The 12,131-nt window shown below is 70.9% G+C and carries 10 protein-coding genes; 2 read left to right on the plus strand and 8 right to left on the minus strand.

The window, feature by feature from the left end:
• Nucleotides 1–48 precede the first annotated feature (48 nt).
• A complete protein-coding gene (locus D7X30_RS24460) occupies nt 49–606 on the plus strand; it encodes a hypothetical protein (RefSeq protein ID WP_120565367.1) in 558 nt (185 codons plus the stop codon).
• Between the two features lie 153 nt (nt 607–759).
• Here the strand turns inward: D7X30_RS24460 and gyrB are convergent, their stop codons facing one another.
• Both gyrB and D7X30_RS24470 read right to left on the minus strand, forming a co-directional pair.
• The gene (gene gyrB, locus D7X30_RS24465) at nt 760–3,216 is read right to left on the minus strand and encodes a DNA topoisomerase (ATP-hydrolyzing) subunit B (protein ID WP_120565368.1); all 2,457 of its coding nucleotides are present in this window, start codon (nt 3,214–3,216) and stop codon (nt 760–762) included.
• Between the two features lie 122 nt (nt 3,217–3,338).
• A complete protein-coding gene (locus tag D7X30_RS24470; protein WP_120565369.1) occupies nt 3,339–3,794 on the minus strand; it encodes a hypothetical protein in 456 nt (151 codons plus the stop codon).
• A 112-nt stretch (nt 3,795–3,906) separates the two neighbouring features.
• Here D7X30_RS24470 and D7X30_RS24475 point away from each other — a divergent pair, with 112 nt between their 5' ends.
• On the plus strand, nt 3,907–4,659 hold the full coding sequence (locus D7X30_RS24475; RefSeq protein WP_120565370.1) for a GNAT family N-acetyltransferase: 753 nt from the start codon (nt 3,907–3,909) through the stop codon (nt 4,657–4,659).
• Between the two features lie 31 nt (nt 4,660–4,690).
• Here the strand turns inward: D7X30_RS24475 and D7X30_RS24480 are convergent, their stop codons facing one another.
• From D7X30_RS24480 to D7X30_RS24505, 6 genes are all read right to left on the minus strand, one after another.
• Nucleotides 4,691–5,509, minus strand: a complete 819-nt coding sequence (locus D7X30_RS24480; protein WP_120565371.1) for a helix-turn-helix domain-containing protein — start codon at nt 5,507–5,509, stop codon at nt 4,691–4,693.
• Between the two features lie 5 nt (nt 5,510–5,514).
• Nucleotides 5,515–7,680, minus strand: coding sequence for a cation:proton antiporter (locus D7X30_RS24485; RefSeq protein ID WP_120565372.1), 2,166 nt, complete (start codon nt 7,678–7,680; stop codon nt 5,515–5,517).
• Between the two features lie 108 nt (nt 7,681–7,788).
• The gene (locus tag D7X30_RS24490; protein ID WP_120565373.1) at nt 7,789–8,166 is read right to left on the minus strand and encodes a response regulator; all 378 of its coding nucleotides are present in this window, start codon (nt 8,164–8,166) and stop codon (nt 7,789–7,791) included.
• Nucleotides 8,163–9,791: an ATP-binding protein gene (locus D7X30_RS24495; RefSeq protein WP_233591757.1), complete on the minus strand. Its 1,629-nt coding sequence runs from the start codon at nt 9,789–9,791 to the stop codon at nt 8,163–8,165. The genes D7X30_RS24490 and D7X30_RS24495 overlap by 4 nt, the downstream gene beginning before the upstream one ends.
• A gap of 230 nt (nt 9,792–10,021) precedes the next feature.
• The gene (locus D7X30_RS24500) at nt 10,022–10,651 is read right to left on the minus strand and encodes a DUF2378 family protein (RefSeq protein ID WP_120565375.1); all 630 of its coding nucleotides are present in this window, start codon (nt 10,649–10,651) and stop codon (nt 10,022–10,024) included.
• A gap of 274 nt (nt 10,652–10,925) precedes the next feature.
• The gene (locus D7X30_RS24505; RefSeq protein ID WP_120565376.1) at nt 10,926–12,089 is read right to left on the minus strand and encodes an alanine--glyoxylate aminotransferase family protein; all 1,164 of its coding nucleotides are present in this window, start codon (nt 12,087–12,089) and stop codon (nt 10,926–10,928) included.
• Nucleotides 12,090–12,131 lie beyond the last annotated feature (42 nt).

Raw genomic sequence — 12,131 nt, forward strand, 5'->3', positions numbered from 1 at the left:
AGTGCCTACCCTCACGGACATCCACTTCTTCTCTTCTGGAGTCCGTCCATGATGCCTGTCCTGTCCTCCACCGGTCTGGTGCTGCACAACCTGGGGCTCGCCGTGGGGTTCGGCGGTTCGCTCTTCGGCAAGGTGGCGCTCAACCCCGCCGTGAAGGTGATTGGTTCCCAGGCGGAGCGCGGGCAGGTGGTGAACGCCGCGTGGAACGGCTTCAACATCGTCAACGCCGCGTCCGTGGGCCTGGCGGCCATCACCTGGCTGGTGGGCCGCTCGCACCTGACGGGCCGGGAGATCGACCGCACCACGCGCGGGCTGGTCATCGCGAAGGACGTGCTGCTGGGCGCCACCGTGGCGCTGGGCGCGGCCAACATCTTCGGCGGGGCGTACCTGGCGAAGCAGGCCCCCGAGGGCGCCGTCCCCGTGGAGTCGGGCCTCACGCCCACCGTGGGCACGCCGGAGAAGGCCGCGAAGACGATGCGGGCGCTGGACGCGGGCGGCATCGCGAACCTCGCCGCCATGGCGGGCGTCATCGGCATCACCGCCATCCTCAACATGCGCGCGGGGGCGTCCTCGCGCTGGTCACTGGTCGCCAGGTTCCTTCCGTAAGGGCTCACGGGGGCCGCCGTGCGTCACTTCCGCGGCCCGGCTCGAAAAGGATGGGAAGGGCACGTGGGCGCGGAGCCGGAAAACGGCACCGGGCCCACGGGTCTTTCTCCCATGGGCCCGGCGTGGTGATTCAGGCACCGCGGACAGCGAACCTCAGATGTCCAGGTTCTGCACGTCCAGCGCGTTGCGCTCGATGAACTCGCGGCGCGGCTCCACCGCTTCACCCATGAGCAGGGAGAAGATCTCGTCGCTCTCCACCATGTCCTCCACCCGCACCTGGAGCAGCGTGCGGCGGGTGGGGTCCATGGTCGTCTCCCAGAGCTGCTCCGGGTTCATCTCGCCCAGACCCTTGTAGCGCTGCAGGCCCAGGCCCTTCTGCGCGTCCTTGCGGACCGCGGCCAGCACCTCCTGCACGGAGAACGCCGACACCTCGCCCGCGTCCACCTGGACGAGGTAGGGCGTCTTGCCCAGCGAGTCGAACGCTTCGCGCAGGGCGACGAGCTCCAGGTACTCCGGCGAGGACAGGTAGGCCTGGTCGAAGACGGACTCGCGCATGGAGCCGTTCACGTCCGTCGTCACCACCAGCCGTTTTGCCTCCTGGTGCTCCGCGTCCTGCTCCAGCCGCGTGGACAGCCGGCCCATCACGTCCGGCATGCGCCGCTGGCAGTACTCGCGCATGGTGACGATCTCCGCCTCCACCGCGGCCCCGTCCGCGAGCGTCTCCGAGCGCAGGCGGGTGGCCTGCACCAGCGCGTCCACGATGCGCGCGTCGCGGCGCTTGGCCTGCTTCTCCAGCCGCTCCTCGTAGGTGATGACCTTCTCCAGCAGCGCCTTGAAGTCGCTGCCGCCCAGCTCACCGGCCGGCGTCTTCACCCGGCAGTGCTCCGCGGCGATGCGCAGCAGGTACTCGTTGAGGGCGCGCTCGTCCTTGACGTAGCTGTCCTTCTTGTTGCGCGTGACTTTGTAGAGCGGCGGCTGCGCGATGTAGACGTAGCCCCGGTCGATGAGCTCGCGCATCTGCCGGTAGAAGAACGTGAGCAGCAGCGTGCGGATGTGGCTGCCGTCCACGTCTGCGTCCGTCATCAGGATGATGCGGTGGTAGCGCGCCTTCTCCGGGTCGTAGTCCTCCGCACCGATGCCCGTGCCCAGCGCGGTGATGAGCGTGACGATTTCGGCGCTGGTCAGCATCTTCTCGAAGCGCGCCTTCTCCACGTTCAGAATCTTGCCGCGCAGCGGGAGGATGGCCTGGTTGCGCCGGTCCCGGCCCTGCTTCGCGGAGCCACCTGCGGAGTCACCCTCCACGATGTACAGCTCGCTCTCGTGCGGGTCGCGGCTCTGACAGTCCGCGAGCTTTCCGGGCAGACCGCCGCCGTCCAGCACGCCCTTGCGGCGCACCGTCTCACGGGCCTTGCGCGCGGCGAGGCGGGCGCGGCACGCGTCGCCAATCTTCACCACGACCTTCTTGGCGAGCGGCGGGTTCTCCTCCAGGAAGGAGGCGAGCTGATCATTCACCATCTGCTCGACCAGGCCCTTCACCTCGCTGTTGCCCAGCTTCGTCTTCGTCTGGCCCTCGAACTGGGGGTTGGAGAGCTTCACGGAGATGACCGCGGAGAGGCCTTCACGCGCGTCTTCACCCGTGGGCGTCTCCTTCAGGTCCTTCCAGAGACTGCCCTTCTCCGCGTAGCTGTTGAGCGTGCGCGTGAGCGCGGCCTTGAAGCCGGACAGGTGGCTGCCACCCTCGTGGGTGTTGATGTTGTTGGCGAAGGTGAAGATGCGCTCGTCGTAGCCATCGTTCCACTGCATGGCGATTTCCAGCGACACGCCCTCGCGCTCCGACTTGATGTAGACGGGCTTGTCGTGCAGCGCTTCCTTCGCCTTGTTGAGGTACTCCACGAAGGAGGAGATGCCGCCGTCGAACTTGAAGTCGTGCTCCTTCTGGGTGCGCTCGTCGCGGATGGTGATGTGCAGGCCCGCGTTGAGGAACGCGAGCTCACGCAGGCGCTGGCTGAGCGTCTCGAAGTTGAAGTCCACCGTCTCCATCACCATGGAGTCCGGCTTGAAGTGGATGGTCGTGCCGACCTTGTCCGTGGTGCCCACTTCCTGGGGCGAACCGTTGGACACGCCGCGCGCGTACGACTGCTCGTAGACCTTGCCGGCGCGCTGGACGCGGACCTTGAACCACTCCGACAGGAAGTTCACGCAGGTGACGCCCACGCCGTGCAGGCCGCCGGACACCTTGTACGCGCCGTTGCCGAACTTGCTGCCGGCGTGCAGCTCCGTGAGCACCACTTCCAGCGTGTCCTTGCCCTTGAACTTGGGGTCGGGGTGCGGGCCCACAGGGATGCCGCGGCCGTTGTCCTGGACGCTGAGCGAGCCGTCCACGTGGATGACCACGTCGATGTCCGTGCAGTGCCCGGCCAGGGCCTCGTCCACCGAGTTGTCGACGACCTCGTAGACGAGCTTGTGGAGCCCGTAGGTCATCGTGTCGCCGATGTACATGCCGGGGCGCTTGCGGACGGCCTCCAGCCCTTCGAGCTTGGTGATGGCGTCCGTCCCATAATCGGCGGGCGGCGCGGCCGGCGCGACACCGGTAGCGGGGGTCTTTTCCATGTGAAGCGTGTCCTTGGGAAAGGCTGCCGTTGCGACAGGGCTCAAGCCCGTTGTGCCTACCACCACCGGGCATCCCGGACAAGCTCCGGGAGCCCACGCAAGGCTGCGGAAAGATTCATGAATCAGGCGTCGAAACGCGAGGGCGGGAGGCGGTCCTCCAGCGCCGCGAGCAACTCTTCATAAACAGCCTTGCGGGCGAAAAGATGTCGCGTGACGAGCACCCTTCCCTCCTCCTTGAGGAACAGGCCCAGCACGCTCCCTTTGCGGCCGACCCGGCGCACGGAATCAATCTGTCCCCAGTGCAACTCCAGCGGCTGTCCGCTGAAGGGCCGGGCCACCCGCACGCCCGCGGCGTCCAGGGTGATGCCCCACGCGGCGCGAGGGCGCAGGCGGTGGACGGAGACGAGGAAGGTCAGCATCAGGCCCGCGCTGATGCCGGCCCGCGCCATGGCGACCAGCCCCCCGCCGCCCCGGTAGTCCGCCAGGGCCCAGGCGGTGAGGACCGCCAGGAGGCACGCGCCCAGGATGAGGGAGATTCGGGTGGGACGTGGATCGAACGAGAAGAAGCGCGGGGTCATGGTGGCGGGCCCAGAAGGGATGGAAACCTAACCCCCTGGCGCACGGTGTGCGCGTCCTTTCCTCTGGGGCTGTTCTTTGGCCGTCGTCCCCGCGCATAGGCTGCCGGCACGCATGACGGATGCCGAACTCACCCTGCGCCTGCACACCAACATCATCGCCTTCAAACGCCTGCAAGCCGAGCGCGGCCCGCTGCGCCACCTGCGCCTCCCCGGAGTGGACGCGTTCGCGCTGCCCAACTACCAGGACGCGCACTTCCAGCAGGTCCTCTTCACGGACGCGGACGCGCTGGCGGCCGCGCTGCCGGCCGTCACGGACTTCTACCGGGGGCATGGGCTGTCACGCTGGCGCGTCACCCTGACGCCGGGGCAGCGAGACGCTGCGCGGGTGCTGGGCGCCGCGGGCTACCGGCCGGACTTCACCGTGGTGGCCATGGGGGCCTGGCTGAAGGAGCTGCCGGACGCGGCGCCCGGGGTGCCGGTGGAGCCCGTGAACGACATGGACGACCTGGTGGAGATCAACGTCCAGACCTACGGCGCGGAGTGGCGGGATATCCTCTCCATGTGGCAGCTGCCGCCCCGTCTGCCGGTGCACACCGTGGTGGCGCGCGAGCACGGCCGGGCGCTGTCCTGCGGGCTGGCGGTGGATGTGGCGGACACGGCGGGCGTGTACCTGGTGGCCACCCACCCGGAGGCCCGGGGGCTGGGGCTCGCGTCGGCGGTGATGCGCGGAATCATCTCCGAGGCCCGCAAGCGCGGGTGCACCGCGACGGTGCTCCAGTCCACCCCGGCGGGCCTCCGCGTGTACCGGCACCTGGGCTACCGCGACCTGGGCCCCTGGGAGCACTGGGTGCCCCAAGGGCCCTGAAGGCGCGCTGAAAAGCGCGGGGCGCCTGGCGTCAGCGCAGCGCTTCCAGCTCCTCCAGCGTCTCCAGCACCCGCTGGGGCTCCTCCACGCCCAGGAGCCGGTCCGCCAGTCCGCGCCCGGCGAGCCTGGCCACGTGCGCCAGCCGCATCAGCCGCGCGCGGCCCACGTGGCCGTCCACCAGCGCCACCACCAGCCGCAGGGGCTGGCCGTCCGGCGCGTCCGCCTTCAGGGGCCGGGCCAGCGTCACCAGCGCCGCCACCGGAGGCGCGCCGGGCACGAACGCGTGCGGCACCGCCACGCCGTTGCCCACCTGGGTCGGGGCCTCGCCCTCGCGCCGGCGCAGGCCCTCCGCGAGCACCGCCGCGTCCATGCCGGGCAGGGCCGCCGCCAGCCGCCCGGCCGCCACGTCGAGCGCGTCCTCGTAGTCCCCGCAGGAGAGCTGCACCACCACCCGCTCCGGGCTCAGGAGCGGCGCCAGCGGGGGCACGGGGTCGTTGCCGCGCACCTCGCGCAGGGGGAACTCCGCGTCCAGGAAGGCCCGCACGCGCGCCAGCTGCGCGCCGGTGAGCTTGCGGCGCGCGATGTCCAGCATCAGCGTCCCCGCCGCGGGCACGTCCTCCAGGTAGCCCGCCACGTACGGGCTCACCCGGTTGGCCACGTCCATGAGCAGCCCCGGGGGCACATCCAGCTCCCGGGCAATGGCCGTCAGCCGCTCCTGCGTGGGCGGCGCGTCCACGCCGTTCTCCACGCGGCTCAGGTACGCGCTGGACACGCCGATGCGCCGCGCCAGGTCGCGCAGGGACAGGCCCGCGTCCACTCGCAGCAGGCGGAGTGTGGCTCCCAGGTGCATGGCGCTCAGCTCCGCGCGCCCAGCGGCTGCGTCGTCTCCGGGGGCGTCCCCTGCGTCCGGGCCTGCTCCGGGGGCTGGGCCAGCACCGTCGCCCCCTCCGGGTGACGCACGAGCAGCAGCGAGGCGGGCGCGTCGCGCACGATTCGCTCGCGCTGCACGCCGAACAACCGGTCTTCCAGGCCCCATTCAGCCGCCAGACCCACCACCACGAGGTCGTAACCCGCCTTCGCTTCTTCCAGCGCTGCCTCTTCCGGCGACGCGTGGCGCACCACCTTGAGCTTCACGGAGGCGCCTTCGTCCGCGGGGAACAGCTCCTCCACCTGCGCGCGGCCCGCGCCCGAGCCTTCCGGAGAGGTCACGTGCAGCACCGTCACCTCCGCGCCGGCCTGCTTCACCAGCCGCCGCGCCAGCCCCAGCGCCGCCCGGTCATGCCGGCTGCCCACGAAGGGCACCAGCACCCGGCGCACCTGCGACAGGCCGCGGTCCACCAGCACCGCCACCGTGCCGCCCGCCTCCTGCATGACCTCGTGCACCGTGCCACCCAGCACCGTCTGGCTGAAGAGCGGCTTGTGCCAGCCCAGCAGCACCAGGTCCGCGCGCTTGGCCTGCGCCGTGCGGCAGATGTCCCGCGCGGGTTCGGACGACACGAACGACAGCGTGCGCACGGACAGCCCCAGCTTCTCCGCGCGGCCCACCAGGGGCGCCAGCGCTCCACCGGACGCGGCGGACGGGTCCAGCGCCTCCTCCCCGCGGGCCTTCAGCGAGCGTTCCGGGGACAAGAGGTGCAGCGCGTAGAGGTTCGCCTCGTTGCGCTCGCCCGACAGCGCGCGCGACAGCACCGCCATGCCCGGGCCAGCCTGCCCGTGCGACACGCACAGCAGCACCGTGTACGCGGACGGGGGCAGCGACGGCTCCGGCGCGTGCAGCAGCTGGTCACGCGCCTGCTCCTCCGGCGAATACAGCAGGCGCAGGAACGGCGTGGTCATGAAGGTCGTGACCAGCGCCATGATGACCATCATCGTGAAGAGCGTGGGCGAGATGACGCCCAGGTCCAGGCCCAGGTTGAGCACGATGAGCTCCATCAGGCCGCGCGTGTTCATCAGGATGCCGATGGCGCCCGCCTCCCGCCACCGCAGGCCCGTGAGGCGCGCGGCCACCGCGCTGCCGCCGAACTTGCCCAGGCACGCCAGGACGATGATGACGCCGCAGGTGAGCCACGCCTCCGGAGTGGCCAGCAGGCCCAGCTGCGTGCGCAGGCCGCTGAAGGCAAAGAACACGGGCAGCAGCAGCACGACGGCCACGTCCTCCAGCTTCTCCGCCAGCGCCGCCGCCAGCCCGCCCTCCTTGGGAATCACCGCGCCGAACATGAAGGCGCCGAAGAGCGAGTGGATGCCGATGTACTCGGTGGTCCACGCGGAGCTGAGCAGCAGCACCAGGGTGATGGCCACCACGTTCTGGGTGAGCCCCTCGCGGTTGGCCACACGCGCGCCCAGCCGGGCGAGGAACGGCTTCACCAGCAGCAGCATGAAGGCGATGTAGAGCAGCGCGAACAGCGTGGTGAGCCCCGCGTGCGCCAGGTCCGACGCGCGCACCAGCGACACCACGAACGCCAGGATGCACCACGCCGTCACGTCGTCCACCGCCGCGCACGCGATGGCGATGGCGCCCAGCTTCGACTGCATCAGCCCGCGCTCCGAGAGGATGCGCGCCAGCACCGGGAAGGCCGTGATGCTCATGGACACGCCCATGAACAGCACGAACGAGGAGAACGGCACGTCCGGGCTGGACAGCGACTTGTACAGCCACAGCGCGCCCGCCGCCGCGCCCAGGGCGAACGGGACGATGATGCTGGAGTGGCTGATGGCCACCGACGCGTGCCCCCGCCCCTTCAACAGCTTGGGGTCCAGCTCCAGGCCGATGAGGAACATGAAGAGCACCAGGCCCACCTCGGCCAGCATCTTCAGGAACGGCATGGACTCCGGCGGGAACAGCCAGCGCATGGCGTCCGGCGCCAGCCAGCCCAGAAGCGACGGGCCCAACGCGATGCCCGCCACCACCTCCGCGATGACCAGGGGCTGCCCCAGCCAGCGAGCACCCCGGCCAATCAGCCGGGACACCGCGATGATGACGATGAGCTGGACCAGGAGCTGGGCGAGCATGTGGGGGTTCATCTGACAGGTCTCGCTGGGAAAGTGTTAAGGGAGCACTTACCAGGGGCCTGCGCGCAGCGTCAACGCACACGAGCAGGACCGCCCGCGCGAGAAGACACACCCGGAGTATCAGACGGCTTCGGGGACCTTGTTGGCCGCCACGGCCTTGAGCAGCGTCTCCACGTCCACCGGCTTGCGCAGGTAGCCGCAGGCGCCCATCTCCTCCGCGACCTGGCGCGCGTTGGCGGAGGCGGAGAAGACGAGCACGGGGATGTCCTGCCACGCCTCCACCTGGCGCATCTGGCGGCCGAAGGTCGCGCCGTCCATCACCGGCATCATCATGTCCAGCAGGACCAGCGACGGCGGCACCGGTTCCCGGCGGAGCACCTCCAGCGCCTGCAGGCCGTTGCCCGCACCGAACACGGTGTAGCCCGCGTCGCGCAGGACCTCCTCCAGCGCCTCCCGCAGGTCCGTGTCGTCATCCACCACCAACACCGGCCGACTCACTCGCGCATCTCCTTCTCCAGCGGCAGCTCCAGCGTGAAGCGCGCGCCCTCTTCCGCGGCGGGCTCCGCCCAGGCCCGTCCGCCGTGCGCCTCCGCGGCGCGGCGGGCGAGGTAGAGCCCCAGGCCCAGGCCTCCATACGAATGCGAGCTGACCGCGCGGCCGAAGCGCTCGAAGATGCGCTCCACCTGGTCCACGGGCACGCCGATGCCCCGGTCGCGCACCTGGATGCGCGCGAAGCGCCCGTCCCGCCCCACGTCCACCTCCACCGGCCGTCCCGGACCGAACTTGAGCGCGTTGGATATCAACGCCGCCACCGCCTGGTCCACCCGGAGCCGGTCCCACGTCCCCCAGAGTCCCCGGCGGGGAGACTGGCGCAGCTCGCACCCGGCCGCGCGGGCCTCCGCCTGGTAGCGCTCCAGCACCTCGGAGACCAGCTCCTCCAGGTCGAAGCGCTCGGGCATCAGCGACAGCTCGCCGCTCGCCAGCTGCGACACGTCCAGCAGGCCCTCCACCAGCGTGCCCAGCCGGCGCACCTGGCGCACGCTGCGCTCCAGGCGTGTCACCACGTCCGGCTCCAGCCTGTGCGCCTCCGAGCGCTGCAACAGCGTTCCCAGCTGCAGCCGCAGCGTGGTGAGCGGGGTGCGCAGCTCGTGCGCGGCCACGGTGAGGAATTCGTCGCGCAGGCGCACCGCCTCGCGCGCCTCCTGGAAGAGCCGCGCGTTCTCCAGCACCAGCCCCGTCCTGCGCGCCAGCTCCTGAGCCAGCGCCAGGTCCACCGGCGCCAGCGTGCGCTCACCCAGCGTGCCCATGGACAGCACGCCCAGCCGGCCATCGTTGCCGGGCAGGGCCACGTTCACCACCGAGCGCAGCCCCAGCCCGTCGATGGCGCGCTGGTGGGCCACGTCCTTGGTGATGGGCTCCGGGCGCTGGCGCACGTCCGGCATGAACTCCGGCTGGCCGGTGCGCAGCACGTGCGCGGGGCCCGCGGCGGCCTGGGGGTCCAGCGGGAAGCGCTGGTCCAGCTTCCAGGCGTGGGCGCGCCGCGCCGCGTCCGGGTGCGCCAGCGCCACCAGCCGCAGGCCGCCCTGGTCCGGGTCCTGGAGGAAGAAGGCGCACCAGTCCGCCACCCGGGGCACCATCAGCTGCACCAGCTGATCCAACCGCGCCGCCTGCTCCAGGGACGCGGTGAGCAGTTCGCTGGCCTTGGCCAGGATGTCGCGGTCCACGTCCGCACGCGCGCGCTCGCGCCGCACGCGCGTCTCATCCAACTCGCGCGCCACCGCCGGGCCCAGCCGGGCCATCCGGTCCTTGGAGAAGCAGTCGCGCGCGCCCGCCTTCATCAGCGTGACGGCCTGGTCCTCGCTCAGCTGGCTGGACAGGACGATGAGGGGCACGTCCCGCCCCTGCGCGTGCAAAAGCGACAGCACGTCCAGCGCGGTGAAGCGCGGCAGCCGGTAGTCACACAGCACCAGGTCCCAGGGCCCGGTGGCCAGCGCGTCCTTCAGCGCCTCCAACGTCTCCACGCGCCGGGCCGTGGGCAGGTAGCCCGCCTGCTCCAGCGCCGCCGTCACCAGCGCCGCGTCGTTGACGCTGTCCTCCACGAGCAACAGCCGGAAGGGCGTCATGCCCGGGCTCCGCCCATCAGCCCCGGGGCCTGACAACGCCCCTGCGGCCGGGAGCCTCGTGCTGCATCCATTCGCGTTGCTCCTCCCGTGGGGTGTGGGCCTCTTTCACCACATGCTAGTGGCCCTCCCTGTCATGCCAGCGGGAGAAATGGCGGACGTTCAGCACCGAGCGCTGGCTGGTGAACGTCCCACGACAAGGACCCACGCCACGGGGGCGCAACAGCCCTGGATTACCAGGAAACGTCGTACTCGGTATCCAGCAGCGACAGCTGCCGCCCGTGCACCTGGATGTCCTGGGCGCCCACGGCCTCCAGGGCCGCCTGGAGCACGCCCTCGTGGTACGGCGCGGGCATGAAGTCCCGGCGCATCACGAAGCGGGCGCTGTGGTCGCCCGTCCAGAGCACGCTGCGCTCGCCGTAGCTCACCGCGGCGCGGTAGCCCTCGGCCATGTGCTGGAGCATCCGCCAGGGGTTGCCGGCGGCGGTTTGCATCAGGTCCCGGCCGAACATGGAGGCCAGGAAGTCCACCGTGGCCTGCGTCCCGATGTAGCGCAGCGCCTGCTCCCAGTCGCCCAGCTGCGGGCGCAGGACCCGCGTCACCTCGGCGGTCATCTCCAGGAAGCGCGTCACCGGGTACAGCTCCGCGGCGTTCAGCTCCGTCAGCCCGGACGACGCCAGGCACTTCGCTCCGGCTTCCTCGCCCTGGAGGAAGTTCACCACGCCCACCACGCCCTGGAAGAACATCCCGCGCGCCCCGTCTTCCGGGGTCGCGGCCAGGCACCGTTCCGTCAGGTGCCATGCCGCGAACTCCTCCGCCCAGCCCGCCGCCCTCATCGAACCTTCCACCGGTCCGCGATCCATACCGACCTCCACTTCCACTTCAGGCGCTGGAATCGGTCCCCCCGTTTCGTGGGTCCATCCGCCAGCGCAGCCCTTCCCCCTCACAGGTGCCGGGGCCCACGCCCCGCTCACACCGTGCAGCCCAATCACACAATTCCACCAGAACGACAAGAATTCCCTGGAACACAGGAAGTACCTGTCATTATCTGCCAGCTTACACAAATCTAATGGGAGTGCGGACGGGCTTTCTTGGACCCTGAGAAATCGGTGGGGGCTGGGCACCACACTCCGGGTATCACCCGGAGAGGGCGGCCTGTGCGGCCGCGACGGCGGTCCCGGCGGCGGCGGCGCGGTGGCCGGCGGCGTGGAGGGCGCGCTCGATGGCGCCCACGGTGACGAGCACGTCCCCGGGGCTGACGCGGTTCATGTGGCCCACGCGGAAGTAGCGCGTCTTGATTTCCGGGTGGAGGCCGCCGGCGATGGCCACCCCCTGCGCCTTCACGCGGCCCACGAGCGACGCGTCCACGCCGTCCGGGTAATACACGGCGCTCAGGGTGTTGGCGGCCACGGCCTCCGAGGTGGGGACGAGCCGCAGGCCCAGCGCGCTCCAGGCGGCGCGGAAGGCTTTGGCCATGCGGCGGTGGCGCTCGAAGCGGGCCTCCATGCCCTCCGCCAGAATCTGTCCCAGGCTGACGTCCAGCGCGCACACCAGGGACGTGGGCGGGGTGGCGAAGTAGGCGGGCTTGCCGGCTTCGTAGGCCTCCATCACCGGAAGCCACTCCGCCCAGTCCGCGTACACGCTGGCGACGGGCGCCTTGCGCGCCTTCCACGCGGCGAGCGCGCGGGGGCTCACCGTCAGGAGCGCCAGGCCCGGCGGCACACCCACCGCCTTCTGGCTGGCGGTGAGGTACACGTCCGCGTCCCACGCGTCCTGGTGGAAGGCTTCACCGGCGGTGGCGCACACGCCGTCCACCACGGCCAGGACGCCGTACTGGCGCGCGGCCTTCACCAGCGGCTCCACCGGCGCGAGCACCGCGGTGGAGGTGTCCACGTGGGTGACGGTCATCAGCTTGAAGCCGCCGCCGCGCAGCTCCGCCTCCACCTGGGCCACCTCCGGGGCGCTGCCCACGCTGGCCGCGCGCACGTGCGTCACCTTGGCGCCGTGGCGTTCCAGGATGTGCGCCATGCGGTCGCTGAAGTAGCCGGTGTTCACCACCAGCGCGCGGTCGCCGGGCTCGATGAGGTTGGCCACGGCGAGCTCCATGGCCAGGGTGCCGCTGCCGGAGACGACGAAGGGCTGCGCGCCGGGGGCGAGCGACACCTCGCGCAGGCGCTTGAGGGCCCGGCCGAAGGTGGCGATGAAGCCCGCGTCCAGGTGGCCCGGCACCGGCCCGGACAGCGCCTGCAACACGTCCGCGTCCACGTCCACCGGCCCGGGAATCATCAACAGGTCTCTCACGGCGCCACTCCTCCTGAAGGCCCCCTCCGGACAGCCGAAGGG

This window comes from Corallococcus sp. AB011P, from assembly GCF_003611605.1.
Lineage (GTDB): Bacteria > Myxococcota > Myxococcia > Myxococcales > Myxococcaceae > Corallococcus > Corallococcus coralloides.